Genomic DNA, 24,644 nt, shown 5'->3' on the forward strand with positions numbered 1-24,644 from the left:
GATAGGCGATGTCGAATTTCGAGAAGGGCGATCTGGTGGTTTTGAAAAGTGGCGGCCCTGTCATGACTGTTAGAGATGTTGATAACGACACAAGCGACGGTTACAGCGTCCAGGTGACCTGCGATTGGTTTGATAAAGCAGAGCAGCATCACACGGCAACGTTTAACGCCGAGATGATTGAAAAAGGTGGCAGCCGGCTTAAAGGCTCAGCTCTATGAGATAAACGGGACAGGTATGACACCCCCTTTGCGCGAAGTCCAAACCCCCACACGGTGGGCCGAATGGCAGCAGCTCTTCGCCCTCGGCCGCGGCCGGTTGGCGAGAATCAGAGCTGTGGGCTATTTCTGAGTTTCGACATGAGACCGGTTCAGGGACATTGCCATGCATTCGAATATTGAAAGACCTTATCCCGTGGAATACCTCCATCCAAACGGAGAAGAGGCGAAGATAGACTTCATTTGGGGCGATCCTGATAGCCTGTCGCCTGTCGGAATTATTATCTGGATCAAGGACGAAAACGGTTATACAAAGCTCGGCGAGGAAGTTGGCGAATGGCCGACTTTTGGAGATGCCATGCGCCGTGGTACTGATCTTGCGTTCAGGTGGCTAAGTCGTTAGGCCTGTTACCGATCGTCAGCTTCTTTGGCTTTGGCTGGCGCTCGTTGGCCATAGCCGCATAGTCATCGTGATAGTCAAGACTCAAGTAAGTGCGGTGGCTCGGGATGAGCATTCATCTGAAGCGGGAGTTACAGCCATGACTGTGAAGTTCGTTTGCCAGAAATGCGGTAAAGATACCGAGGTCGACGTGCATTACGACAAGGATATCGGCCGCCAGGCTTTCGAATGCACCGAGTGCGGAGCTCGACATGTGCAGGTCGAGGAAATCATGGCGCCTGGCGCGCCGGTAGAAATTCAGTTCCGCCTCGCCGATGAATCTTGAGTCGCTACAGCCTGTAAGTCAGCCACCCGCGGGCCCATTTTCGTGCGTTTTCAGGCGCCTGGTCCCCACCCATCAGGGGTAGGAATGGGAGGGATTTATCCAGCTATGCTTCGATTGCTGCGAGGAGATCGACCGGATGGCGCTAAGCCCTGTTGCAGCGGTGATCTATCAAATGAAGGAGGCAAGCATGAAAGAAAAAATAGTGTGCGCTCTATCTCAGTCGGCGCTCGAGGGTAAGAAAGTGACTCAGTTACAGATATGGTCGAAGCAGGCTACGGATGCGATCACGTCGAGCGCCGAGTTTTTCAGGGGGACTTTCCAGGGAGTTCCAGTGGTTTTTTTAGGCCGGGGCGAGTCTCTTGCCGCTGAAGATTTCGTTTTGGTTTATAAGGATTGACGGCCCGCTGTTATTTCAACGAATCCCGGCCACTACGTCGGGTTTTTTTGATTGACGAGATGACGCTCAATGGGCTTCTGGAGCGAAGCGAGGCGGTTACGCAGACCCACCTCGCAAGGCGGCAGATTTAAAGTCGCGTGACAATTTCACCGGTCTGTACGAGCGTGAACTCTTGATTGCTCACCCAAAAAACTGGCTTATGATCCAGGGTGCGGTAATAAATCGGGCCGTTGCGCCACGAAGTCGAAGTTGACTCATTTGTGTCGAAACCGAGTTGACGGGTTTCCGCCACAATCGTGTAGCGCTTTCCGGATTTGCTCTCTGCTTCGTAAAGTCCAGATTCAACTATCCGTGATTTCAACATTTTTGCGCGCACCGTTTTTGTTGAACAGACTTGAACCGTAGCACGGAGCCGTCAACACGCCAGTGAGTGGGGATTTTTTTTCAACGCCATCGCCTGCGACCTTATTGCGCAGTGGGCGATCTGCTGCGTATCGGGCGCGAAGGTGAGCGACGGTGTGCTCGGCAGCGGGTCTACGCCACGATCGCCGGCGTGGGTTGTTGGCGATTCGGGCGTAAACTAGCGGTGCTACTTCATCAAAAGGAGCTGCATATGATCTCCGACCAAATCACCAAACCAGCGTCCGAGAACAGAGCTATTTGGGATCAATACTTCTGTGCTGCGCTGATCGCGGAAAGCAATCTGACAGCACCGGTTGTAGGAGGGGCCACTCACGATGACAGGCAGAACCTGTTGATTGAAAGAGCCAAGGCGCTTGCTGACAAGATGATGGATACCAGGAAATAACCAGGAGCCAATCCAGTACGCCAGGCTCTTCATGTCTGGAGCCACCACGACCGTCTACGAAGAAATGGCCGTGATGGCTCTGGAGATGATCACCGCGGTGTTTGGCCAACTCATAATCCGCGATTGCTCCACCGAACTGCTCAAGCCTGCTTCACTGATCCTTTTCGCAATTGACCATCCAGGACACGCCAAAACGATCGACCAGCATCCCGAAACGCGCCGCCCAGAACGTGGCCTCCAACGGCATTTCAATGCTGCCTCCGTCCGCCAGCGCCCCGAACACCCGTTCCGCCTCGGCAATACTGTCGACATTCAACGAAACCGAACAACCGCTCATGCCTTGGGTCGGGCGATCAGGCGTGGTGTCCGAGCCCATGATCGCCTGATCACCCACCAGCAGGCGGGTATGAATGATCAGGTGGTGAAGCTCCGCCGGAAAGTGTTCGCGAGCCGGGCTTTCGCCGAAGGTCATCATGACTTCGAGCGTGCCTTGCAGGCATTTGGCGTAGAAGGTGAAAGCGTCTTTGCAGTCGCCGTTGAAGATCAGGTAGGGATTGATTTTCATGTTCAGCTCCCGGTGATGAAGAGGGCACATCGGTTCCACGGGATGCTGTTCGACGAATCCCGATGGGCGTTGACCCCAAGTAGCAAAGCGCTAAATCGCGCGGGCAGGTGGGGTTTTTTTAGATGTTTTTTTTATGGGGGCAGCGAGGCTTATCGCCTCCTGCGCTCGTTGAGCTGAAGTACCATGATCCCTTGTTGAGATCGCGCACTACCCACTGCGCTTATCGCCTGCCGAGTCCATTGCCCTATGCCTGTCCTTTCCCGCTTCGCCTCGCTGCTCGACCAGGCGCGACGTGCCTTGCTGCTGGTCTGGGGAACGTCTCGCGGACTGTTTCTGGGGCTGGTGCTGGCGACGCTGATCGCCGGGGTGCTGCCGGCGCTGGCGGCGTGGTTGGGGCAGCGGATTGTCGATGCGGTGGTCGCCGCCATGCAGTTGCACGCGCAGCAGGGCAGTGCGCCGTTGTGGCCGGTGGTGCGTTACGTGCTGTTTGAGGCGGGTGTGCTCGCATTGCTGTCCGGGACCCAGCGCGCACTGTCGGTCCAGCAGTCGCTGTTGCGGGTGCAGCTGGGGCAGAAGGTCAACACGATGATTCTGGAGAAGGCCCAGACGTTATCGTTGGTGCAGTTCGAGAATTCCGAGTTCTACGACAAGTTGGTGCGGGTGCGGCGCGAAGCTTCGACCCGGCCGTTGGCGCTGGTGATGAAGTCGTTGGGGCTGATCCAGAACCTGATTGTGTTGATCAGCTTCGGCGTATTGCTGGTGCATTTTTCGCCCTGGGCGCTGGTGCTGTTGGTGGTCGGCGCGTTGCCGGTGTTTTTTGCCGAAGCGCATTTCTCCGGGGATGCGTTCCGGCTCTTTACCCGCCGCGCACCAGAGAGTCGGCAGCAGAATTACATCGAGACGCTGCTCTCCCATGAGGGCTACATCAAAGAGGTCAAGCTGTTCGGCTTTGCACCGTTGTTGTTGAAGCGCTATCGCGACACATTCGCCCGTCTCTACGCCGAAGATCGGCGCCTGACGCTACGCCGGGATGGTTGGGGATTTATCCTGGGTCTGCTGGGAACGGGCGCGTTTTACCTGGCCTATGCCTGGGTCGTGGTCGATACCGTTCACGGCAGCATCAGCCTCGGGCAGATGACCATGTACCTGGTGTTGTTCAAGCAGGGGCAGACGGCGGTGAGCAGCAGCTTGAGCGCCATCAGCGGTCTCTACGAGGATGGTCTTTACCTGTCGAGTCTCTATGAATACCTGGCCGAACCCGTGGTGGCCGATAGCGGAAATCTGGTTGTCGGCGCGCTGCCCGGCGATGGTCTGCGCTTCGAGAACGTGAGTTTCCGCTATCCGGGTGCCAGTCGGGCCGCGCTGGAGGGTATCGACCTGCACCTGGTGCCGGGCCGCAGTTTGGCGCTGGTGGGGGAGAACGGTTCGGGCAAGACCACCCTGATCAAGTTGCTGACGCGGCTGTACCGTCCCGATCAGGGGCGTATTCTGCTCGATGGCAGCGATTTGCAGGCGTGGCAGGAGGAGGCATTGCGTCGGCGGATCGGGGTGATTTTTCAGGACTACATTCGCTATCAGTTCTCCGTGGGCGAGAACATCGGCGTGGGTGACACCCTGGCTTTCAACGATGAACAGCGCTGGCAGCAAGCCGCCGCCGAGGGCATGGCCGCGCCTTTCATCGAGCGTCTGGACCGAGGTTATGCCACGCAACTGGGGCGCTGGTTTGCCGGTGGGCAGGAGTTGTCCGGCGGGCAATGGCAGAAGATCGCCTTGTCCCGTGCGTACATGCGGCGCAACGCCGATATCCTGATCCTGGATGAGCCGACTTCGGCACTCGACCCGGCTGCGGAAGCGGCGGTGTTCGAGCATTTCAGTCAGCACACGGAAGGGCGGATGACCTTGCTGATTTCTCACCGTTTCTCCAGCGTGCGCAATGCCGACCACATCATCGTGCTGGATCAGGGGGCGATCCTTGAGCGAGGTGATCACGACAGCCTGGTCGCCGCGGGCGGGCGTTATGCGCAATTGTTCAGCTTGCAGGCCCGGGGTTACCGCTAGGCCGGCAAACTTATGAGTCTCGAGAACTGCGCGAAATAGCCGGCCCGGCAACCTGTGCTGGCGGCTGCGATTGCATCAAGGCATCCAGCGCCTTGCGATAGGCCGGCCCACCCAGGCGCATGCTGTTGTTGTGCGTCGCACCGGGCACCAGCAACAGACGCTTGGGTTCAACAGCGGCGTTGAACAATTGTTCGCTGAAACGCGGCGGCACGTAGCGGTCATCCAGCCCATGGACCACCAGCAACGGCATGCGGATCCCGGCGATTTTGTCGATGGAGTCGAACTTCTGCGACAGCAGCCAACGTACCGGCAGGGAGGTGTTGGCCATTGCCGTGGCGATATCGGCCAGGGAAGTGAAGGTGGACTCGATGATCAACCCTCGGGCGGGCACCGGGGTCTGGTCTTTTGCAGCGCTCTGGCCCAGTTCGGCCGCCAGATCGATCGCCACTGCGCCACCGAGTGAGTGGCCGTAGATCAGCCGTTTGCTCGCGTCCGGTTGCAGGACTTTCAGACGCTCCCAGGCAATTCGCGCATCTTCGTACACACTGCTTTCCGACGGCAGATCGCCCTGGCTCTGACCAAAGCCGCGGTAGTCGATGGCCAGCACCGAATAGCCGAGTGCGCGCAGTTGTTCGATGCGAAACAGCTGTCCAGTGAGGTTCCAGCGCACGCCGTGCAGGTAAAGAATCGCCGGCGCATTCGCGCGTTCCGCCGGCCACCACCAGCCATGAATGCTTTGCCCGGCCTTGAAACTCTTGGGTTGCAACTCGAATTCCTGAACGCTGCTCGGCAGGCCGCGGTACCAACTGGCGTTGCCTGGCTCGATGCGGAACAACAGCTCTCGCTCTTTATGCTCAAGCACCCCGCAACCCACAGGCAAGCCGACGATCAGCGCGGCCATGCACAGCAGCGCCAGCCAGCGTCGTCCGAGACGAGTGAGAAGGGAAGCGGGCATTGGGGTGGTTCACCGGCGCAGACATGAAGAACGGTTTTTAACAGAAGTGTCCGGGCGAGAGAATTTTTTCCGACCATCGTAGATGCGTAATAAGTTACAAATCTTGTGGCGAGGGAGCTTGCTCCCTCGCCACCGTATTTGGCAGGCCCTAAAGGGCAGCAGACCCCCCTTACCAATCCACCGAATAACTGACCGCCAACCGCCGCCCTTCAGCATGGGGATAAGGCGCTGCCGCATTGGCCTGCATGTACAGCGTTTCATAGTGACGGTCGCTCAGGTTGTAGACACCCATCTCCAGCTTGCCAACCGGTAGCGCCACTCCTCCCAGCAGATCGACGGTGGTGTAGCCTTCGATTTTGCGGCCATTGCCATCCTGGAAGCCGGCGTCGTAACTTTCCAGGCGCAAGGCCTGCAGGCGCAGGTTGTAGTCGTCCTGGTCGAAAGCGACGAAGGCCGTGGTTTTCGCCGGCGAGATGCGGGTGGCGGGCAGGTCGAGCCATTCGCCGTTCTGGTGGGTTTCGCCTTTGGTCCAGGCATAGGTTGCGCCCAGCGACCAGGCTTGATCCAGGTGGTAGGTCAGGCTGGTCTCGATGCCGCGCACGCGCTCTTTCTGGTCGATAAGGCGTTGTGCTCGAGTGACGGAGTCGTAGTACTGAGTCACGTCCGAACGGTTTTCGAACAGTGTGACGTTGGCCTGCAGCGAGTCCCAGTCACCACGCCAGCCGAGTTCGTAACTGTCGACCTTGATCGCCTGAGCGTTGAGGTCGTGGATGTCATAACTGCCGCGCACGTCCCGCAGGAAACGCTGGATATCGGGTAGCGAAAAGCCCTGACTGAAGTTGACGAACACATCCTGCGCGCTGCTGAGGTGGTAGACCGCGCCGAGGTTGTAGAGGGTGTCTTCGTACTTCAGGGTGCCGCCTGGCAGCTGCTCGGTCACACCGGCTCGCCAGATGCCACCGAAGGCGACGCTGTCGGCGACATCGCTGTGAATCCACTCATGGCGTGCGCCACCGCGCAGGGTCCAGTCGCCGATGTCCCAACTGGATTGGGCAAAGAGCGCGGTGGTGTTGGTTTCAATATCCGGACCGAACGCGTAGCGCTGGCCGGTCGGGGTGTAGACCAGGCCGTCGACGTTATAGCGGTCGCCATGCTGGCTGACTTTTTCGTTCTCGAAGTCGGCGCCCCAGACCAGGCTGCCGGTGGCGCTGCCGATGCTCGGCAGGGGGCTTTCCACGGCCGTGCGCAGGCCATAGACCTCGGCGTCGCTCTCGGAGGCGACGACCCCGGCATTGGCGCCCCAGTTGTAAGGGAAGAAACGCGCTTCCTGTTTACGCCAGTAGCTTTCCACCAGCAGTTGCTGGCCGAACAGGTCGCGATCGCTGTAATTGAAGTTGACTGCCTGGTTGTGGGTAAAAGGCTGGTCGCTCAACTGCAAGCCTTTGATCGCCACCGACTCGCCATTGCGAGAGCCGGCCACGTAGCCGGTGTCTTGCTTGTCCTCGTAGTCCTGCAGGGAGAGGCTCAGGCGCCGCTGATCATCCAGATCGAAGCCGAATTTGCCGTGCAGGTCATGGCTCTCGGTGTCCATGTTGCTGCCCTGAAAGGCTTCCTGGGCAATGCGGTTGCCGTTGCCGTCGAACTGGTCGTTGCGTTGCAACAGGTCGGCGGACAGGTACCAGTCGAAGGCTTTCTCGCGTCCGGTCACACTCTGGAAGGCTTCATAGGCAAAGCCTTTGCGGTTGAGGTTGTCGGCGGTGCTGATGCCCACGCGACTGCTCAACGCCAAAGGCTGCCCCTCGTTACGCTTGGTGATGACGTTGATGATCCCCCCCGAAGCGCCCGCGCCGTACAGGCTGCTGGCGCCGGAGATCACCTCGATGCGTTCGATACTCGAGGGTGCGATGCTGTTGAGCTGGCGTGACACATCGCGGCTGGCGTTCTGCGAAACACCGTCGATCAGCACCAGCACGTTACGCCCGCGAATGGTCTGGCCATAGTTGCTCATGGTCCCGGAAGAGGGGGCCAGCCCCGGTACCAGCGTGCCGAGAATATCGGCGACCTTGCGCCCGGCAGCGGACTGTTGAGCGATCTGCTGCGCCTGGATCAGCTGTACGGTGCCGGGAATCGAGGCGATGCTGGCCTCGCTGCGGGTGGCGGAAATCACGGTGTCGGACAGCGACAGCGAGCCGCTGCCCAGCTCCAGAGGGGCAGGAGCCGGTTGCAGAGTGACGCTGTTCTCCCCGCTGAAGCGCCATTGCAGACCACTGTCGCGCAACAAGGCATTCAGCGCCTGTTCCGCGCTGTAGTCACCCTTGAGCGACGGTGCCGATTTACCCCGCAGCAGCGCCGCGTCGACGCCGATGGACAGCCCGGTCCGAGTGGCCAGCGCGGTCAGGGCGGAGTCCAGCGGTTGGCTCGCCTGTTCGAAGTGATAAGTGTCCGCGGCGGTTTCGGCGAAGGCCGGTGCAGCGCAGCTCAGGGCGAGGGCCAGGGCGCTCAGGCGAAACAGTGAAAAGGTCTGGTTGGTCATTGGTGTTGCCCATGGAATCGACTGTATTAACTCCAATGACCGGGCTGAAACGAAATCGGGCAGTCCTGTTGAAGATTTTTTTCGCGGTCGCTCAGCGCGGACGTACCTGCACCAGATACTGGCTGTAGGTGTCGATGCGAATCGGCAAGGCCGCCTGCAACAAGGCCAGGGCGGCATCGCTGTCTTGCCGGGGCAGCACACCGGTGAAGCGCAGGGCCTGCAACCGCGCATCCGAGCCCCAGATCAGCCCTCGGCGATGCTGTTCGATTTCGGCAAGCACTTCGGGCAGAGGCCTGTCGTGAAAGATCAGCTGGCCGCGCGTCGGCGCGACCGACTCAGGGGGGGCGGCCAGCCAGTTCTGCACCGGTAGCAGCTGGCCGAGGGCGATCGCCGCCGGCAACACCAGCGCCGCGCCAATCATGCGGGCGCGGCGGGGCCGGGCTTTTGGGGGCGGCGACAGGGATTGCCAGAGCTGCTGGAGTTGTTCGAAGACTCGCGCATGGCGTAAATCGGCAGTGTGCCAGGCGCTGAATTCGGCCAGTTCTTCAGCCGAGGGCGCCTCGTCCAGACGCACCAGCCAAAGCGCCGCCTGCTCGCGGATCTGCTCCTGAGTGAGGCTGTCAGTCATCGCTCAAGCCCTCGGGCAAGGCTTCGAACAACCGGGCATGGCAGTGCGCAAGCGACTTGGCCAGGTACTGTTTGACGCTGCTTTCGGATACCTGGAGCTGCCTGGCAATTTCGGCGTAGGAACAGCCATCGACCCGCGCCAGCAGAAAAGCCTGGCGCGGTTTCTCGTCCAGTTCTTCGAGCAACAACTGCAGGACCTTGCCGAGCAATTGGCGCACGGCAATGATCTGTTCCGGGCCTTGCTGGTGCTGTTGATCGAGCAGCACGGCCATGCTGCGCAGGGTTTCCTGCTCGACCCGGCGGCGATGATACTGATTGATCAACAACCGATTGGCCGCCACCAGCAGATAGGCCCGTGGTTCTTGCAGCGTTGGCAGGATGTCCAGGCCCAGCAGCTTGACGAAGGTGTCGTGGGTCAGGTCGGCGGCATTTTCAGGGCAACCGAGTTTCTTGCGCAGCCAGCCGAACAGCCAGCCATGATGCCCACGGTAAAGCTCGGAGAGGAAAGAAGCGGACTGGCCCGACACCACAAAACCTCGAACGAAGATGATTCGCAAATGGGAAACTGTTGCAGTTGCGAATGCTGTCATGTTGCAGCGAGCCGTTCAAGTCTGACGACTCCAATGCTTGCGTTCGGTCCTTCCCGGAGCCCGAGAGGACAGCCTGGCAATTCAACCCACTCTGATCGCTCTTGATCCTAAGGTCCGCCAGGGTTTCCGCTTGCCGAACTCATTTACAGTGCATGCAAACGAATACCTCGGTGGGTCGGATATAGGCGTATGGTGGTAATACGCACTCCCATCGAGGTATTCCCACATGGACCGATTCGGCGAGCGCTTGAAAGAAGCGCGCAAGACACTAGGGCTCTCCCAGCACGACTTCGGTGCAATCGGTGGCGTTGCTGCGAATGCTCAAGGACGGTATGAAAATGGCGAGCGGCTACCCAAATCGGATTATTTGATAGCCATTCGGCTCAAAGGTGTCGACGTGCTCTACGTGCTCACCGGTGAGCGAACCGCGCTGGCTGCCGAGACGCTGACTGATGAGGAGACTGTCATCATCGAACACTACCGCAAACTGGACGGAGTGGATCAGGACGCGCTCGCGCAGCTCGCTACTTCTCTGTCTGAATGCTGATCGAAAAGCCGGTTGCCGGCCTCTAATGGGCGGCACTCGAACGGCATCGGAACTGTCTGGCCGGCGATAGTATTTTTCCATACTGCCGTTCTTCCCACTGGATAAAATCGTTCTAAAAAAGCCCTGCCAGGGCTTCGGACTTTTTGCTATTCTGAAGTTGTAGGTGAAGACGCAGACTGATGCGCAAGAGGATAGCAAGGGGACGTGGGGCACGTTCCGAAGGGTACACGGTTAGAAAGATCTCCTCGATGAGACCCAGCCCTTATGCCGTGTGAAGCAGAAGAACTCAATACTCTTCTGTCAGAGTCCTGATAAACCTTGTAAGCCGGAGACCAGCACCGGCCGCCTACACGAAATTCCGAGCCCGCCCTGTGCGGGCTTTTTCGTGTCCGCAGACATAAGGCTGATACCTCCTGCTTCACTGGCTCGTTGCGGACCGCATGATGATGCCCGGTGGCTGACTGGCTTCGATGTCCAGCAAGTGCGAGGACAGAACCTCACTCAGGAATCGAAATTGATCGTTGAAACCAATGACTTCGTTGTTGAAGTGATGGGTTGCAGCGGGCATCAAAAACGGGTCGAAGCGCTTGTCGAAGATGAGCGCAACGTCCTCGCGAGAGACCGCGTGCTGCGAGTAGTAGTTTTTACCAAACCTCGGGAAACTCACGGTCAGGCTGACTTGATGGTTCACGTTGGTAGCTCCGCTGCGTTTCAGGTGGCGTCTCTCACGCGAGAGAGTCGCCGGTTTTTTGTGCGGTCTCGACTCGAGGCGATTTCCTGATCAAATCGCCACCATGCAGGACGAAGCGGGAGAACAACGACAGGGTTACCACCGTCAGGGCCAGGCAAGTCAGGATGTGGATAAGCATGATTTCCCCCTCGAGTCGTAAAGTGTGTGCGCTGGATTGTTACGCGCACGTTTATGAAGGGGAAGAAATTAGCGCAGATGGTGAGTATCGACGTGATTGATGACGGGTGAGATTCAGGTCCTGTTTGTTCCCGGGCATCACACCTTGCCGGGCTGTTCCCGGTTATGCGGCAGCAAGGTGTTCACCGTTCCCTTTCCAGCAACCGATGACTAAAGGCAGCAATCCCGAGGCTTCCCCGGACTCTGTGCTCAAGCCGCCGGCATTCGCTGGCGATGGTAGAGAAACTCGAGGACTGTCGTGCGATAGCGGTGGTACTCGGGGTCGTTGGCCAGCGCCAGGCGGTTGCGCGGTTTTGCCAGGTCAACACTGAGGATCTCGCCGACGGTGGCTGCCGGCCCGTTAGTCATCATCACGATACGATCGGAGAGCAGCACGGCCTCATCGACATCATGGGTCACCATCACTACGGTGCTCTGAGTGGCTGCAACGATACGCAGCAGCTCGTCCTGAAGGTGCGCGCGGGTGAGGGCGTCCAGCGCGCCGAAGGGTTCGTCCATCAGCAGGATTTTCGGCTCCATGGCCAGCGCGCGGGCGATGCCGACCCGTTGCTTCATGCCTCCGGAAATCTCGTTGGGGTGCTTGTGCATGGCATGGTCAAGACCGACCATTGCCAATGCTGCCTCGGTACGCGCCTTCAGCGCGGCCTTGTCCTCGCGTTTGCCAAATACCTTTTCCACGGCCAGGTGCACGTTGCCGAAGCAAGTCAGCCAGGGCAGCAGGCTGTGATTCTGGAACACCACTGCGCGCTCAGGGCCGGGACCGTCGATCTCGCGACCGTTGCAGATCAACCCGCCACCATCGGCTTCAAGCAGACCGGCGATCAGGTTCAGCACTGTGGATTTGCCACAGCCGGAATGGCCGATCAACGAGACGAACTCACCGCGGGCGACGCTCAGGTTGACGTTGCTGAGGGCCTGGAAGCGGCCTTTCCTGGTGTCGAAGTGTTTGCTGACCTGGGTCAGCTCGACGAATTTTGTCATCTCGGTTCTCCTGTAGCAGATAAGCGTCAGGTGCGGGCAATTCACCAGCGCCTGGCTCTTGGCTGTGCGTGTCGGTTCAGTGGGTGTAGTCGAAGCGTTTGGCGATCCATAGCAGCCCTTGCTCGAGCAGCAGGCCGATCAGACCGACGATGATGATGGCGATGAGAATGTGCTCGACGTTGAGGTTGTTCCATTCGTCCCACACCCAGAAGCCCAGGCCGACACCACCGGTGAGCATTTCCGCGGCAACGATCACCAGCCAGGCCACGCCGATGGACAGGCGAATGCCGGTCATCAAATGCGGCAGCACCGAGGGAAACAGAATATGGGTGAACACCTTCCACTCGCTGAGCTTGAGCACCCGCGCGACGTTCAGATAATCCTGCGGCACGCTGGCGACCCCCGCGGCGGTGTTGAGGATGATCGGCCAGATCGAGCTGATGAAGATCACCCAGATCGACGCCGGGCCGGCGGCCTTGAATACCAGCAGGCCGATCGGCAACCAGGCCAGCGGCGAGACCGGACGTAGCAGGCTGATGATCGGCGCGAACATGCTGCCGAGGAAGGCGAAGCGGCCAATGGCGAAGCCCAGCGGGATACCGAGCAGGGCGGCGAGTCCGAAGCCGATGCCGACCCGGCCAAGGGAGTTGAGCACGTTCCAGCCGATGCCCATGTCGTTCGGACCATTGTCGTAGAACGGGTCGCTGAACAGCTCCAGGGCCGAATACCAGGTAGCCAGCGGGCCGGGCAGGCCCTCGCTACGCGCCGCTATCAACGCCCAGACGGCGATGAACAGAGCGATACCTAATAATGGGGCAATGCCTTCCCTGGCGCGTTGACGCAACCCGTTCAGGAGGGGCGTGCGACGCTCTGGCTGGGTATTCGCCGTAGCGGTGGGCGGCGCTGGCAACTTGAGGGGTGCGTTCATGGCGGTTTGCTCCGGTCAGGCTTTGATGGTGAAGGAATTGGCATAGGCGGCCGGATTGGAGCCGTCCCAGACCTTGCCGTCGATCAGGGTGCTACTGCGCAGCGGACTGCCCGGCACGGCCAGCCCCAGCTGGCTGGCGGCTTCGCCGTAGAGCCTGGTCTGGTTGATGGCCCTGGCCACGCCGGCGTAGTCCACATCTTCCTTGAGCAGACCCCAGCGGCGGAACTGGGTGAGGAACCACATGCCATCCGACTGGTAGGGGTAGTTGACGCTGCCGTCCTTGCAGAAGGACATCGCATGCTCGTCCGACCAGTTGTTGCCCAGTCCGTCCTCGTAGTGGCCGAGGAAGCGTTGCTCGATTACTTCGACGGGCGCATTCACGTAGGCCTTGCCGGCAATCAGCCTGGCGGTGCTTTTCTTGTTCTCCACGCTGGCCTCGATGAACCGGCTGGCGTCGAGCACCGCCATGGTCAGCGCCCGGGCGGTATTGGGGTACTGTTCGACGAAGTCGCGGGTGGTGCCGAGGATTTTTTCCGGGTGGTCCGGCCAGATTTTTTGCGTGGCAAGGGCAGTGAAACCGATGTTCTCGGAGATCGCCCGGGCTCCCCACGGCTCGCCGACACAGAAACCGTCCATATTGCCCACGCGCATGTTGGCAACCATCTGCGGCGGTGGCACGACGATGGTCTTCACCTCGTTCATCGGATTGATGCCGAGGCTGGCGAGCCAGTAATAGAGCCACATGGCATGGGTGCCGGTGGGGAATGTCTGGGCGAAGGTCAGTGGGGTACCGCCTTGCTTGACCTTCGCCGCCAATTGTTCGCCATTGGTCACGCCGGCTTGCTGCAACTGCCTGGAGAGCGTGATCGCCTGGCCGTTCTGGTTCAGCCCCATGAGCATGGCCATGTCTTTCTGCGGCCCGCCGATGCCCAGTTGCACGCCATAGATCAGACCGTAGAGCACATGGGCGGCATCCAGTTCGCCATTGAGCAGTTTGTCGCGTACGCCGGCCCAGGATGCCTCTTTGCTCGGAGTGATGGTCAGACCGTATTTTTCGCCGAAGCCCTGGGTTGCCGCCACCACGACTGACGCGCAGTCGGTGAGCGGAATGAAACCGACCTTCAACGCAGCTTTCTCCGGTGCGTCGCTGCCAGCGGCCCAGACTGCACTGCGCAGGAAGCCAGGCGCGGCCAGATCGAGGGCGGTGATCCCGGCGACAGTGCCGGCCGCCACCAGGGATTGCTTCAGGAAGGCGCGCCGGCCAGGGTGCACCGGGTGTTGCGAGTCACACTCATCAGTCATAGCCACATCCTTTTTTGAGGGCAAACAAAAACGGCGTGCGCCAGGTGCCCTCGATTGAGGGACCTGACGGACGCCGTTGTCCGGGAGTGCGGCACGCCGCCATTGGCGTGCTGCGTGAAGCTGTTAATCAGTAGTAGCAAAGGGCTTGCCAGGTTTCTGGCCGACCTTTTTGATCGCGCTAAAAACATAATATAAACAAAGGCTTGGAGTGATTCGGTGATGTTCTCTCAACGGATGTCGAGAGCGCGGAGAGCCGGGGGAGCGAAGCGCTGATCGTTTGTTGGGCGGCTAAGGTGCGAGGTGAACCAAAACGGCTCTCCTGCGCACCGTTGCGAAGTGAGTAGAGATAGTCCTCAGCGCAGATCCCGACGGATAGCGTCGAGGCGTTCATCGAGCAGAGGAGTGAGAAGGGCGTAGCACTGCGCTGCGGTAATCGACACTACCGGCGGGCTGATCAGCCCGTTTTGCAGCCGTTCGAGAGCGTCGAGCAGCGAGCGGGGGGCATGCTTGATCAAGCGTTGGTGCAGGTACTGCAATTGAATCAGCATGTCCAATGGGCAACGCCGATGGGCGGCGGCGCGCACCGACAGGCCGCGCAGTCGCCCCAGGTCTTCCAGTTCCCAGCAACGCTCGGCGATGACCGGGGGCTGCAGACTGAGCGCACAGCGATGCAATTCGAGGTGCTGGAGGGTACCGAGCAAGTCTTGTATCGACTGGCAATGACCTTCGAAATCCGCAGGGTCGCGGCGTAATGCCTGCCAGGCCTCGCGTTGCAGGGAGCACGGCCAGTCCTTCCAGCGTTGATCGAGCGAGTCACCCAGCGCCCGGCAGCGCTGCCGGGCCTCAGGGGTGGTCTGTCCGCCGAGTCCGCGATGCTGCTGCAAGCCTTGCAGCAGGTCGAGGCCCAGCAAGAGCGCCTTTCGCAGGCCAGAGTCACCCCGTGGTAGCGGGGTTCGGCGGGGTTGCCCGCCATCGAATGCTGTGACCAATTGTGGGTTCATGGGTGGCCCCCGACGGTGAGTTGGTTGAGATAGCGGGTCAGGTCGTGCAGTGCATGGGTCTGGGTGCTCTGCTCCTGCACCGCCCCATTGACCTGTTGCAACTGTTCGCTGAGGGAATGATTGGCTTGTTGGTGCTCGCTGAGCGCCTGTTGCATGGCGCCGAGGTGTTGCAGATTGGTCTGGCTGCGTTGCGCCAGGTCGTCGAGATTGGCGGCGAGTTGCTCACTCTGTTGGCTACCGGCTTCCAGCAATGCGCGGTGCTCTTTGACCTCGCCATCCACCTGGAGCACTGCCGTGGCAATCGCTGTCGCGGCCGTGGTGATTTCGTGAGTAGCCCGGTCGGTGGCCTGGGCCAGGTTGCGGACCTCCGCGGCGACCACGGCGAAACCGCGACCGTGTTCGCCAGCGCGGGCGGCCTCGATGGAGGCGTTGAGGGCCAACAACTGGGTCTGCCTGGACAGTGCCTGAATGCTATTGACGGTGTTTTCCACTGCGCTAGTGCGCTGCAGCAATGCTTCCACGGCCAGTGCGGTATTGCCCAGGCTGTGCTGAATGGCGAGCATGCTGCCACCCACTGAGCGTGCCTCCAGACAACCGGCATCGCTCTGGGCATGGGCGTCGGCAAAAGCTGCCAACGCACCTTGGGCCAGGGCGTCGATGCTGTGCAGGGTCTGATCGATTTGCTCGCTGGCGGCAGCGATCATGGCGATTCGTTGGCTTTGTTCCTCACCCTGATCGCGGGCCTGCCGGGCCATTTGCTGCAGGGCGTGGCTGGCGAACTGTACTTCGCTGCGCAATCGTTCGTTGTTGCGCAGCTGCCTGCTGGCCGCCACCAGTAGCGTCGCCGGGTCGGCATCCCCGGAGCTGTGTAGCAGCCGTGCCAGTTCGGTGTTCCAGAATGCCTGTAGATGGCGTTGCCGGCGTTCGCGAAGGTGCCAGGCGCAACCCAGGTAAAGGACGCCAGGTATCAGCGTCAGAGCGCTTGCCGGTCGTTCGGCCAGCGCCAGACCACAGGCGCCGAGGGCCAGTCCGAGGGGTAACCAGAGGCCGATCCTGCTGCGTTCGAGCAGGGCCATGCCGGGTCCAAACAATGCCCTGAGTGCAATGCCGGCAGGGCGCGACTTGTCGACAACGTTGTGCGGAGTTGCGATGGCATGACCCGGAGGGAACATTCCTTGAGCAGACATGAGAATTTCCTTTATGCCGGGATAAAAAGCAAAAACGGCGCACGCCCACCCTGCGCAATGCGAAGGGGAGCGGACGCCGTTGCCCGTGATATTTGCGAAACCATCGTCGTTGATGGCTCAAGCCTGATCAGACGTAAGCAAGTTGTTTGCCAGCCTTCGCCATCGACAGCAGGCGTATCACCCATGCAGTGAAAAGGCCGGCTCCATTCGATCACCATGACCAGTGACGGGCCGGCGGTGAACGCGCTTGCAGTGAAAACCGGATCAGGAGGAGGACAGGCTTATCCGGTTTTTCTTCAGCCCTCATCCTGGTTTCACTTCGCAGGCGGCGAAGGCAGAAAAGGCAATCAACGCACCAGTCACGGGAATTGCCGAGCCGCAGTGCGCTGTTCTGGGTCGAGCCAATCAGGCCCGAGAATCTGTCGTACTGCGGGGACGGCTATTTCAAAGAACACCGATACGGCTGGCGTCTCCTCCAGCCGCCAGCATCTTCAGGTGTCGCAAGCCCCATCGATCATTCCTGACTCAGCCCATCAGCATGGACCTGGCATGCTATCTGCTATGGCTTGGTCAACCGACCACTGAATCCAGTGGTTGGCAGTCCTGGTGGTCAACGCAGATCACAACATGCCTGAGGGCACAGGGCAGGTGTGCCGAGCCGTGTTGCCAGGCGACATCGTTTATAGGTAAGGCAGGCAAAGGCGCCTGAAGCTCTACAGCTTCGGGCGTCTTTTTTTTTGCATTTTTTCCAGCACCGGGCATGCCAGGGAGAACCCGGGACGGGATTCGATCGAGGGGCGGAATTTCCCACGACGTCAGCACTGATTATTACGAGTCAGGAAGACCAGACACTACCTGTGAAGCCTTGATCAAGGCTTGCAATCAGGACCCATTAAGAGCGCATGAACTGGAGCAGTAAAATGAAGACTTCTTCCCTGGCTTTCGCCGTAGCGGCGGGCACCCTTGGCGCGCTGACGCAACAGGCGGTAGCTGCCGGTTTCATCGAGGACAGTAAAGCCAGCCTGACCCTGCGCAACTTCTACATCAACACCGATAACCGCGAAGGCACAGCGGCGCCGTCCAGGCAGGAAGAATGGGGCCAAGGCTTCCTGCTCAACTACAGCTCGGGCTTTACCCAGGGCACCGTCGGTTTCGGTGTGGATGCGCTAGGCTTGCTTGGCGTGCGCCTGGACAGCAGCAAAGGCAAGCACTTCGAGTCGAGCTCGCAGCAAGCCGGTACCGTCTTTCCCTCGGACAGCGATGGTACTGCGGTGGATGAATTCAGCAGCCTGGGCTTGACCGCCAAGGCCAAGGTGTCGAACACCGAGTTTCGCTACGGTACGCTGCAGCCCAAGCTACCGGTGGTGGTCTACAACGATGGCCGTCTGCTTCCGGTGACTTTCGAGGGTGGCCAGGTCTCCTCGACCGAGATCAAGGACCTGACCTTGATCGGTGGCCAGCTGGAGCACAGCAAGGGCCGAAATTCCACCGACCAGCGCAGCCTGAGCATCGCTGGCGCCAACGGCAGCACTGCTTCCGCGCGTGACAGCAACACGTTCTATTATGCGGGTGGCGACTACAAGCTGAGCAAAGACCTGACGCTGCAGTACTATTACGGCAACCTGGAGGACTTCTATCAGCAGCACTTCCTGGGGCTGCTGCACAACTGGGCGATCGGCCCGGGTGTGCTGAAGACTGACCTGCGCTTCTTCAACAGCGATTCCGATGGCAAGAACGGCAGCGCCGCCGGCCGTGCCGACGGCTATCTCAGCAGTGGCTACTACGGCAATGGCGTGACCAAGGGCGAAGTGGATAACCAGGCTTATAGCGGTCTGTTCACCTACGTGCTGTATGGCCACAGCTTCGGTGCCGGCTACCAGGCGCTGAATGGCGACAGCGACTTCCCGTTCCTCAACCGGGGTGATGGCGAAGGCTCTTCGGCCTACCTGATCACCGATTCGCAGATCGGTAAATTCCAGCGCGCTGGCGAACGCACCTGGCAGGTGCGTTATGGCTTCGACTTCGCCCAGGTTGGCGTGCCGGGCCTGACGTTCAACACGGTTTACCTGAATGGCGACAACATCAAGGTCCGCACCGGTAACCAAAGCGAGTGGGAGCGTGATATTACCCTGGCCTATGTGATTCCCGATGGCAGCCTCAAGGGCCTTGGATTCGCCTGGAAGAACGCTTCGTTGCGCAGCGAGCTGCCGGCCTCGGGGGCAGGGACACCGACCCAACGCGATCAGGATGAGAACCGTCTGATCGTCAGCTATACCCTGCCATTGCTCTAACCTGCATCCCGTCCATGAAAACAGAACGCCGGCTCATAGTGGCCGGCGTTTTTTCTTTGGTGCGCCAACTGGCGGCTCAATAAACCCGCTCTACAGTTCCAGCCCCTCCTGTATCAGCGAAAGCAGACTGTCCTCATCAAGCACCAGCGGATCCACCCTGCGTTGACCAGACTGTTGAACCGTGTGAATCATCCATTGCGGATCAGCCTGCTCGACGCTGGTCCGCAGGAGATACAGTTCTTTGCCTTTCAAATGGATATCGACACGACCCAGACCCACTTCCGTGAAGCGCGCGATCGGGTCGAAGGTAATGCTTTTATGGTTCCCTTCGATCAGCAGCTGATCGATCGCGTAGTGGTAGGTCGAACCTGAAGAATGGCTCTCGAAGACCCGCGTCGATACCCGCCGGATGTCCAATCCTGCATCAGACAGCGGCTCCAGCCACGCTTCGAGCTGGTGATACATGTCGTAGACCTGGCCGGGCCAATGCTCGATCGCGTTGTCGGCAGATGCGGTTGAGTCGGCACTGCTTTCCTGCTTTTGCTTCAGCTTCGCGGCGAGTTCTTCTGCCTTACTCATTTCGATTTCCTATCGTCACGTGAGTTTGATCGTAGCCCCCAAGGTACTCCATCCCGGTATGTCCTGAACAGGTTCCAGGGATACCTGCGGTCCAGGCTTGGAGTGATCGGACTATGCCGAGTTCGTCATCCCCACGGGCTAAAGCGATCAAGCCGCAGGCCCTGGAATGGGCCAGTCTGGACGGTCTGTCCAAGGAGTTGAATATGATCCGACTGACCCTGATCGAAGCCCGTACACTGGCCGAATCGATCCTGCTGCACAACGGTTTTAATGCGGCCCATGCTCAAGCGGTGGCCGCCACGGTGATCGCGGGCGAGCGTGATGGCTGTGCCTCCCATGGCCTGTACCGGATTCTTGGCTGTGTGAATTCCCTCAGGGCCGGCAAGGTGGTAGCCGATGCCGAGCCGCGGGTGATCGACCAGGCGCCTTCGATTGTGCGGGTCGATGCCGCCGGTGGTTTCTCCCAGTTGGCGTTCCAGGCAGGTCTGCCGTTGCTGGAGGAGAAGACCCGGGCCAACGGTATTGCTGCGTTGGCGATCAATCGCTGTGTGCATTTTTCCGCGCTGTGGGTGGAGATCGAGCAGCTGACCGCTGCCGGCCTGGTGGCGCTGGCCTGTAATCCCAGCCATGCCTGGGTCGCGCCTGCGGGGGGCAGCCAGCCGGTGTTCGGGACCAATCCCATCGCCTTTGGCTGGCCGCGTTCGGGTAAAAATCCGTTTGTCTTCGACTTTGCCACCAGTGCGATTGCCCGTGGCGATATCGAGTTGCACCGGCGTGCCGGCAAAGCGCTTCCCGAGGGCTGGGGGGTGGACGCTGAGGGCCAGCCGAGTACCGATGCAAACGTGGTGCTCGATACCGGCGCGATGCTGACGTTCGGTGGACACAAGGGCTCGGCGCTGGCGGCGATGGTGGAACTGATCGCCGGGCCATTGATCGGTGATTTGACCAGTGCCGAGTCGCTGGCGTACGACGCCGGCAGCAAGTCGTCGCCGTACCATGGCGAGCTGATCATCGCTTTCGACCCACGGCGCTTTCTCGGCGAGGCCACCGAGCAGCATCTGGCCCGTGCTGAAGTGCTGTTCGAAAGCATTCAAGGGCAGGGCGCACGCTTGCCGTCGCAACGGCGGTATGAGGCGCGAGTGCGCAGTCTGGAGGAGGGTGTGCAGATTCCCGAGGCTTTGTACCACGATCTGAAGGCGCTGCTGGATTGAAGGGAGGCGGCCGACCGGCCGGCCTGACCGTACGCGTTCCAGCGTAGGAGCTGCCGTAGGCTGCGATCTTTTGATCTTGATCTTGTGGGAGCGAGCTTGCTCGCGGACTGACAGCCGGCCTGTCTCTCACCTGGTGTACATCTCCATTCCTGCGGTAACGGCTACTTATGGTTCCGCCCTTACGGCGTGTCACTTTCGAAAAGCGCGAAAGTAACCAAAGCGCTCTTGCCCCTTTCGTTCGGTGCCTCGCCAAGGCTCGGCATGCCCTCGCTCCGGTCCTGCTCCGTGGGCCCGCCGCCATCGGCCATCCATGGCCGGGGGCGGCTAACCCGGCATCCATGCCGGGTTGCCCACTGCGCAGAACCTGCGCTCGGCCTCTCGAGGGGGCGTGCACCTCAAAAGCAAAAGCGAGGCGGCCGACCGACCGGCCTGACCGTACGCGTTCCAGCGTAGGAGCTGCCGCAGGCTGCGATCTTTTGATCTTGATCTTGTGGGAGCGAGCTTGCTCGCGGACTGGCAGCCGGCCTGTCTCTCACCTGGTGTACATCTCCATTCCTGCGGTAACGGCTACTTATGGTTCCGCCTTTACGGCGTGTCACTTTCGAAAAGCGCGAAAGTAACCAAAGCGCTCTTGCCCCTTTCGTTCGGTGCCTCGCCAAGGCTCGGCATGCCCTCGCTCCGGTCCTGCTCCGTGGGCCCACTGCGCAGAACCTGCGCTCGGCCTCTCGAGGGGGCGTGCACCTCAAAAGCAAAAGCGAGGCGGCCGACCGGCCGGCCTGACCGTACGCGTTCCAGCGTAGGAGCTGCCGCAGGCTGCGATCTTTTGATCTTGATCTTGTGAGCGAGCTTGCTCGCGATGACTGACGGACATTCAAAATTACTGTCAACTGTTACACCGCTATCGCGAGCAAGCTCCCACAGGTTTCGCACCTTGACTGACTGGCATTAGGCGCCAGTGGCGCCCGTTTGGCTTTACAGCGGTTCGCGGGTGCTGTTGCCGTCGACCAGCCGGGTGATACCCAGCGGGTTGGCGTCTTTCAACGCTTCGGGTAGCAACGCGTCCGGGCAGTTCTGGTAGCACACCGGGCGCAGGAAGCGCTCGATGGCCAGGCTGCCGACCGAGGTGCCACGGGCATCGGAGGTGGCCGGGTAGGGGCCGCCATGCACCATCGCATCGCAGACTTCGACGCCGGTCGGGTAGCCATTGAACAGCACCCGGCCAACCTTCTGTTCCAGCAGCGGCAGCAGGTCGCCATGGGTTTGCAGGTCAACAGCTTCGGCGATCAACGTGGCCGTGAGTTGACCGTGCAAGCTCTGCAGCGCCTGTTGCAGTTCGGCCTTGTCGGCCACTTCCACCAGCACCGTGGTCGGGCCGAAGACTTCTTCCTGCAGTAGCGGGTCGCCATTGAGCAACAGGCTGACGTCGGCCTTGAACAGTTGGGGCCAGGCTTGTTTGCCCTGTTGTTCGCGGCCGGCCAGGTGGCTGATTCGCGGATGTGCGTGCAGCGCCTGCACGCCCTTGCCGTAGCTGTCGAGTGTGCCGGCGTTGAGCATGGTTTGCTCCGGTTGTTCGGCCATCAGCGCACTGAGATGTTCCATGAATGCGCTGAACCCGGGGGAGCGAATACCGATGACCAGTCCCGGGTTGGTGCAGAACTGGCCACAGCCGAGCACCACCGAGGCGGCGAGTTCGCTGGCGATTTTCTCGCCTCGTACCCGCAGGGCTTCGGGTAACACCAGCACCGGGTTGATGCTGCTCATTTCGGCGAACACCGGAATCGGCTGTGGTCGTGCGGCGGCCATGTCGCAGAGGGCGCGGCCGCCCTTCAGCGAGCCGGTGAAGCCGACCGCCTGGATCGCCGGGTGCTTGACCAGCGCTTCGCCGACCCCGGCCCCGTAGATCATGTTGAAGACACCCTTGGGCATGCCGGTCAGCTCGGCGGCGCGAATGATCGCGTCGGCCACCTGCTCGGCGGTCGCCATATGCCCGCTGTGAGCCTTGAACACCACCGGGCAACCGGCGGCCAGTGCAGCTGCGGTGTCACCACCGGCGGTGGAGAAGGCCAGCGGGAAATTGCTCGCGCCAAACACCGCGACCGGGCCAACGCCGATCCGGTACTGGCGCAGATCGCCCCGTGGCATTGGCTGACGCTCGGGCAATGCCCGGTCGATGCGCGCGCCATAGAAATCGCCGCGCCGCAGGACTTGGGCGAACAGACGCATCTGGCCGCTGGTACGACCGCGCTCGCCCTGGATACGCCCGGTCGGCAGCGCGGTTTCACGGGTTACCAGGGCGACGAACTGGTCATCCAGTGCATCCAGTTGCGCGGCGATGGCCTCGAGAAATTCCGCGCGCCGGCTCGCCGGCAGGTTGCGAAATACCGGGTAGGCGGCAGCCGCGGCCTGGGCGGCGGCGTCCACTTCTTTGCCAGTGGCTTGCATGAACGAATAGGGCAGGGCTTCACCGCTTCGGGCGTCATGACTGTGCAGGGTGCTGGTGCCGGCGGCGCTGCGCGCACCGCCGATGTAGTGGTGGCCGATGATCTGGGGCATGGAAAATTCCTGTTGAAAAAAGTGGGGTACACCCACCCCATTGCGGGTGTACCCGGTCGGCGCAGGAGCTGGCGTAGCCTGCGATCTTTGGCGGTTCTGGATATTGCCCAGGAGCAAGATCAAAAGATCGCAGCCTGCGCCAGCTCCTACAGGGATCGGGTACAACCGCGGATTGTCGGGTGTATGCGGCTTGTGTAGGAGCTGCCGCAGGCTGCGATCTTTTGGTGCTCAAGCCAGCGAATCACCCCGGCGAGGGGTAGCAGGTTCGGCGTTGCCCTGGGCGGCGATGCGCGCGGCGGATTCGGCGTCCACCTGGTGCAACGACTTGCCGCGGGTTTCCCGGGTCAGGCCGACGGCGACGATGGAGATCAACGAGGCGCCGACCAGGTACCAGGCGATCGGTGTCGAGCTGTGGTACTTGTTGAGCAGGGTGATGGCAATCAGTGGCGCCAGGGAGCCGGCGAAGATCGGCGCCACCTGGTAGCACAGGGACAGCGCGGTGTAGCGCACGTGGGTCGGGAACATTTCGGCCATCAGCGCCGAATAGGGTGCGTAGGTCATCGACTCGATGGCCAGGCCCAGAGTGATCGCCGCGATGATCAGCCAGTTGTTGCCAGTGTCCATCATCGGGAAGCCGATGAAGCCCCAGAAGGCTGTCAGGATCGCGCCGGTCAGGTACACCGGCTTGCGCCCGACCAGGTCGGACAGATAGCCCATCAGCGGGATCATGAAGAAGTGTAGAAAGTGCGCGCCGAACATCAGAAACAGAATCTCCGAGGTGTCCTTGTGCACCACCAGTTTCAGGTAGGTAATCGAGAAGGTGACGACTGTGTAGTAGAGGATGTTCTCGGCAAACCGTGCGCCGATGCCGACCAGCACGGCGCGCCAGTGGTGACGCAGTACTTCGACCACCCCCAACTGTTGTTGCTTGGTCTGTGCCTGACGGGCCTGGGCTTCCTTGAAGATCGGCGCGTCATCGACGCTGGTGCGAATCCAGTAGCCGATCAGCACCACCACCGCCGAGAACCAGAACGCTACGCGCCAGCCCCAGGCGAGGAATTGCTCCTCCGACAGGTTCGACGACAACAGCAACAGGGCGACGGTGGCCACCAGGTTGCCGGCCGGGACCCCGGCTTGCGGCCAACTGGCCCAGAAGCCCCGGCGATTGTCCGGGCAGTGTTCGGACACCAGCAGAATCGCGCCGCCCCATTCGCCGCCGAAGGCGAAGCCCTGGATCAGCCGCAACAGTACCAGTAACACTGGCGCCGCGTAGCCGATGCTGTCGAAGCCGGGCAGACAGCCCATCAGGAAAGTGGTGATGCCGACCACCACCAGGCTCAGTTGCAGCAGGCGCTTGCGGCCGAATTTGTCGCCGTAGTGACCGAAGACCAAGCCACCCAGTGGGCGGGCGAGAAAGCCGACGGCATACAGGGCGAAGGCGGCGATGATGCCGTCGATCGGGCTGTCGGTCTGGCGAAAGAACAGTCGGCCGAAGACTAGCGCCGAGGCCGTGCCGTAGAGGAAGAATTCATACCATTCGGCGACGGTGCCGGCCATGGCGGCGGCCACCACCCGTTTCAGTCCCGAAGGGGTAGTTGCGCTGCAAGTGTGTTGAGCAGTGGACATGCTGGCGTTTTCCTGTAGGGGCGCAAAGACAGGTAAA

General features: G+C 60.6%; 24 protein-coding genes. 9 read left to right on the forward strand and 15 right to left on the reverse strand.

The window, feature by feature from the left end; all coding sequences use genetic code 11:
• Positions 1 to 8: 8 nt before the first annotated feature.
• The 5 genes from AC3IUA_RS09160 (at position 9) to AC3IUA_RS09180 (ending at position 2,145) form a co-directional block, all read left to right on the forward strand.
• Positions 9 to 218, forward strand: a complete 210-nt coding sequence (locus AC3IUA_RS09160) for a DUF2158 domain-containing protein (protein ID WP_489360190.1) — start codon at positions 9 to 11, stop codon at positions 216 to 218.
• 163 nt (positions 219 to 381) lie between these two features.
• Entirely contained in the window at positions 382 to 618 is a 237-nt protein-coding gene (locus AC3IUA_RS09165) for a hypothetical protein (protein WP_489360192.1), read from the forward strand.
• 136 nt (positions 619 to 754) lie between these two features.
• Positions 755 to 940, forward strand: a complete 186-nt coding sequence (locus AC3IUA_RS09170) for a hypothetical protein (protein WP_489360193.1) — start codon at positions 755 to 757, stop codon at positions 938 to 940.
• A 136-nt stretch (positions 941 to 1,076) separates the two neighbouring features.
• On the forward strand, positions 1,077 to 1,337 hold the full coding sequence (locus AC3IUA_RS09175; protein WP_489360194.1) for a hypothetical protein: 261 nt from the start codon (positions 1,077 to 1,079) through the stop codon (positions 1,335 to 1,337).
• Positions 1,338 to 1,950: 613 nt separating this feature from the next.
• Complete coding sequence (locus AC3IUA_RS09180) at positions 1,951 to 2,145, forward strand: hypothetical protein (RefSeq protein ID WP_489360195.1); 195 nt, start codon at positions 1,951 to 1,953, stop codon at positions 2,143 to 2,145.
• A gap of 151 nt (positions 2,146 to 2,296) precedes the next feature.
• Here AC3IUA_RS09180 and AC3IUA_RS09185 read toward each other — a convergent pair whose 3' ends face one another.
• Complete coding sequence (locus AC3IUA_RS09185; RefSeq protein WP_489360197.1) at positions 2,297 to 2,710, reverse strand: VOC family protein; 414 nt, start codon at positions 2,708 to 2,710, stop codon at positions 2,297 to 2,299.
• Between the two features lie 246 nt (positions 2,711 to 2,956).
• Here AC3IUA_RS09185 and AC3IUA_RS09190 point away from each other — a divergent pair, with 246 nt between their 5' ends.
• Positions 2,957 to 4,768 (forward strand): ABC transporter ATP-binding protein, encoded by a 1,812-nt coding sequence (locus AC3IUA_RS09190; RefSeq protein ID WP_489360199.1) that lies wholly within the window; start codon positions 2,957 to 2,959, stop codon positions 4,766 to 4,768.
• A gap of 10 nt (positions 4,769 to 4,778) precedes the next feature.
• Here the strand turns inward: AC3IUA_RS09190 and AC3IUA_RS09195 are convergent, their stop codons facing one another.
• The 4 genes from AC3IUA_RS09195 to AC3IUA_RS09210 form a co-directional block, all read right to left on the reverse strand.
• Positions 4,779 to 5,723, reverse strand: coding sequence for an alpha/beta hydrolase (locus tag AC3IUA_RS09195; protein ID WP_489360201.1), 945 nt, complete (start codon positions 5,721 to 5,723; stop codon positions 4,779 to 4,781).
• Positions 5,724 to 5,892: 169 nt separating this feature from the next.
• Positions 5,893 to 8,256, reverse strand: coding sequence for a TonB-dependent receptor (locus tag AC3IUA_RS09200; protein WP_489360203.1), 2,364 nt, complete (start codon positions 8,254 to 8,256; stop codon positions 5,893 to 5,895).
• Positions 8,257 to 8,347: 91 nt separating this feature from the next.
• Positions 8,348 to 8,884, reverse strand: a complete 537-nt coding sequence (locus tag AC3IUA_RS09205; protein ID WP_489360205.1) for a FecR/PupR family sigma factor regulator — start codon at positions 8,882 to 8,884, stop codon at positions 8,348 to 8,350.
• Entirely contained in the window at positions 8,877 to 9,473 is a 597-nt protein-coding gene (locus AC3IUA_RS09210; protein WP_489360207.1) for a sigma-70 family RNA polymerase sigma factor, read from the reverse strand. The genes AC3IUA_RS09205 and AC3IUA_RS09210 overlap by 8 nt, the downstream gene beginning before the upstream one ends.
• Positions 9,474 to 9,699: 226 nt before the next feature.
• Here AC3IUA_RS09210 and AC3IUA_RS09215 point away from each other — a divergent pair, with 226 nt between their 5' ends.
• On the forward strand, positions 9,700 to 10,020 hold the full coding sequence (locus AC3IUA_RS09215; RefSeq protein ID WP_489360209.1) for a helix-turn-helix domain-containing protein: 321 nt from the start codon (positions 9,700 to 9,702) through the stop codon (positions 10,018 to 10,020).
• 418 nt (positions 10,021 to 10,438) lie between these two features.
• Here the strand turns inward: AC3IUA_RS09215 and AC3IUA_RS09220 are convergent, their stop codons facing one another.
• The 7 genes from AC3IUA_RS09220 to AC3IUA_RS09250 form a co-directional block, all read right to left on the reverse strand.
• Entirely contained in the window at positions 10,439 to 10,711 is a 273-nt protein-coding gene (locus tag AC3IUA_RS09220; RefSeq protein WP_489360211.1) for a hypothetical protein, read from the reverse strand.
• Positions 10,712 to 10,745: 34 nt separating this feature from the next.
• Entirely contained in the window at positions 10,746 to 10,889 is a 144-nt protein-coding gene (locus AC3IUA_RS09225) for a hypothetical protein (RefSeq protein WP_489360212.1), read from the reverse strand.
• A gap of 248 nt (positions 10,890 to 11,137) precedes the next feature.
• The gene (locus tag AC3IUA_RS09230; protein WP_489360214.1) at positions 11,138 to 11,929 is read right to left on the reverse strand and encodes an ABC transporter ATP-binding protein; all 792 of its coding nucleotides are present in this window, start codon (positions 11,927 to 11,929) and stop codon (positions 11,138 to 11,140) included.
• 76 nt (positions 11,930 to 12,005) lie between these two features.
• The gene (gene ntrB / locus AC3IUA_RS09235) at positions 12,006 to 12,857 is read right to left on the reverse strand and encodes a nitrate ABC transporter permease (RefSeq protein WP_489360216.1); all 852 of its coding nucleotides are present in this window, start codon (positions 12,855 to 12,857) and stop codon (positions 12,006 to 12,008) included.
• 15 nt (positions 12,858 to 12,872) lie between these two features.
• Positions 12,873 to 14,159: a CmpA/NrtA family ABC transporter substrate-binding protein gene (locus AC3IUA_RS09240; protein ID WP_489360217.1), complete on the reverse strand. Its 1,287-nt coding sequence runs from the start codon at positions 14,157 to 14,159 to the stop codon at positions 12,873 to 12,875.
• Positions 14,160 to 14,512: 353 nt separating this feature from the next.
• Positions 14,513 to 15,160 (reverse strand): hypothetical protein, encoded by a 648-nt coding sequence (locus AC3IUA_RS09245; protein ID WP_489360218.1) that lies wholly within the window; start codon positions 15,158 to 15,160, stop codon positions 14,513 to 14,515.
• On the reverse strand, positions 15,157 to 16,347 hold the full coding sequence (locus AC3IUA_RS09250; RefSeq protein ID WP_489360220.1) for a methyl-accepting chemotaxis protein: 1,191 nt from the start codon (positions 16,345 to 16,347) through the stop codon (positions 15,157 to 15,159). Before AC3IUA_RS09250 ends, AC3IUA_RS09245 begins: the two co-directional genes overlap by 4 nt.
• Positions 16,348 to 17,267: 920 nt before the next feature.
• On the opposite strand from AC3IUA_RS09250, the gene AC3IUA_RS09255 reads away from it, so the two are divergent.
• The gene (locus tag AC3IUA_RS09255; protein WP_489360221.1) at positions 17,268 to 18,638 is read left to right on the forward strand and encodes an OprD family porin; all 1,371 of its coding nucleotides are present in this window, start codon (positions 17,268 to 17,270) and stop codon (positions 18,636 to 18,638) included.
• Positions 18,639 to 18,728: 90 nt separating this feature from the next.
• On the opposite strand, the gene AC3IUA_RS09260 is transcribed toward AC3IUA_RS09255, so the two are convergent.
• On the reverse strand, positions 18,729 to 19,217 hold the full coding sequence (locus tag AC3IUA_RS09260) for a hypothetical protein (RefSeq protein WP_489360223.1): 489 nt from the start codon (positions 19,215 to 19,217) through the stop codon (positions 18,729 to 18,731).
• A 203-nt stretch (positions 19,218 to 19,420) separates the two neighbouring features.
• Here AC3IUA_RS09260 and AC3IUA_RS09265 point away from each other — a divergent pair, with 203 nt between their 5' ends.
• A complete protein-coding gene (locus AC3IUA_RS09265) occupies positions 19,421 to 20,428 on the forward strand; it encodes an Ldh family oxidoreductase (RefSeq protein WP_489362283.1) in 1,008 nt (335 codons plus the stop codon).
• A 972-nt stretch (positions 20,429 to 21,400) separates the two neighbouring features.
• Here the strand turns inward: AC3IUA_RS09265 and AC3IUA_RS09270 are convergent.
• Positions 21,401 to 22,981, reverse strand: coding sequence for an aldehyde dehydrogenase (NADP(+)) (locus AC3IUA_RS09270; protein ID WP_489360225.1), 1,581 nt, complete (start codon positions 22,979 to 22,981; stop codon positions 21,401 to 21,403).
• Positions 22,982 to 23,209: 228 nt separating this feature from the next.
• Positions 23,210 to 24,607, reverse strand: coding sequence for a fosfomycin efflux MFS transporter AbaF (gene abaF / locus AC3IUA_RS09275; protein WP_489360227.1), 1,398 nt, complete (start codon positions 24,605 to 24,607; stop codon positions 23,210 to 23,212).
• Positions 24,608 to 24,644: the final 37 nt, after the last annotated feature.

The organism is Pseudomonas sp. KH_050 (assembly GCF_057838875.1).

Excerpts from the sequence above, each read along its gene's own strand:
- AC3IUA_RS09230 (WP_489360214.1), bottom strand. The coding sequence starts at position 11,929 with ATGACAAAATTCGTCGAGCTGACCCAGGTCAGCAAACACTTCGACACC.
- AC3IUA_RS09250 (WP_489360220.1), bottom strand. The coding sequence starts at position 16,347 with ATGTCTGCTCAAGGAATGTTCCCTCCGGGTCATGCCATCGCAACTCCG.
- AC3IUA_RS09260 (WP_489360223.1), bottom strand. The coding sequence starts at position 19,217 with ATGAGTAAGGCAGAAGAACTCGCCGCGAAGCTGAAGCAAAAGCAGGAA.
- AC3IUA_RS09200 (WP_489360203.1), bottom strand. The coding sequence starts at position 8,256 with ATGACCAACCAGACCTTTTCACTGTTTCGCCTGAGCGCCCTGGCCCTC.
- AC3IUA_RS09245 (WP_489360218.1), bottom strand. The coding sequence starts at position 15,160 with ATGAACCCACAATTGGTCACAGCATTCGATGGCGGGCAACCCCGCCGA.
- AC3IUA_RS09185 (WP_489360197.1), bottom strand. The coding sequence starts at position 2,710 with ATGAAAATCAATCCCTACCTGATCTTCAACGGCGACTGCAAAGACGCT.
- AC3IUA_RS09195 (WP_489360201.1), bottom strand. The coding sequence starts at position 5,723 with ATGCCCGCTTCCCTTCTCACTCGTCTCGGACGACGCTGGCTGGCGCTG.
- abaF (WP_489360227.1), bottom strand. The coding sequence starts at position 24,607 with ATGTCCACTGCTCAACACACTTGCAGCGCAACTACCCCTTCGGGACTG.
- AC3IUA_RS09215 (WP_489360209.1), top strand. The coding sequence starts at position 9,700 with ATGGACCGATTCGGCGAGCGCTTGAAAGAAGCGCGCAAGACACTAGGG.
- AC3IUA_RS09240 (WP_489360217.1), bottom strand. The coding sequence starts at position 14,159 with ATGACTGATGAGTGTGACTCGCAACACCCGGTGCACCCTGGCCGGCGC.
- AC3IUA_RS09205 (WP_489360205.1), bottom strand. The coding sequence starts at position 8,884 with ATGACTGACAGCCTCACTCAGGAGCAGATCCGCGAGCAGGCGGCGCTT.
- AC3IUA_RS09165 (WP_489360192.1), top strand. The coding sequence starts at position 382 with ATGCATTCGAATATTGAAAGACCTTATCCCGTGGAATACCTCCATCCA.
- AC3IUA_RS09190 (WP_489360199.1), top strand. The coding sequence starts at position 2,957 with ATGCCTGTCCTTTCCCGCTTCGCCTCGCTGCTCGACCAGGCGCGACGT.
- AC3IUA_RS09170 (WP_489360193.1), top strand. The coding sequence starts at position 755 with ATGACTGTGAAGTTCGTTTGCCAGAAATGCGGTAAAGATACCGAGGTC.
- AC3IUA_RS09255 (WP_489360221.1), top strand. The coding sequence starts at position 17,268 with ATGAAGACTTCTTCCCTGGCTTTCGCCGTAGCGGCGGGCACCCTTGGC.
- AC3IUA_RS09180 (WP_489360195.1), top strand. The coding sequence starts at position 1,951 with ATGATCTCCGACCAAATCACCAAACCAGCGTCCGAGAACAGAGCTATT.
- AC3IUA_RS09270 (WP_489360225.1), bottom strand. The coding sequence starts at position 22,981 with ATGCCCCAGATCATCGGCCACCACTACATCGGCGGTGCGCGCAGCGCC.
- AC3IUA_RS09160 (WP_489360190.1), top strand. The coding sequence starts at position 9 with ATGTCGAATTTCGAGAAGGGCGATCTGGTGGTTTTGAAAAGTGGCGGC.
- ntrB (WP_489360216.1), bottom strand. The coding sequence starts at position 12,857 with ATGAACGCACCCCTCAAGTTGCCAGCGCCGCCCACCGCTACGGCGAAT.
- AC3IUA_RS09225 (WP_489360212.1), bottom strand. The coding sequence starts at position 10,889 with ATGCTTATCCACATCCTGACTTGCCTGGCCCTGACGGTGGTAACCCTG.
- AC3IUA_RS09210 (WP_489360207.1), bottom strand. The coding sequence starts at position 9,473 with ATGACAGCATTCGCAACTGCAACAGTTTCCCATTTGCGAATCATCTTC.
- AC3IUA_RS09265 (WP_489362283.1), top strand. The coding sequence starts at position 19,421 with ATGATCCGACTGACCCTGATCGAAGCCCGTACACTGGCCGAATCGATC.
- AC3IUA_RS09175 (WP_489360194.1), top strand. The coding sequence starts at position 1,077 with ATGGCGCTAAGCCCTGTTGCAGCGGTGATCTATCAAATGAAGGAGGCA.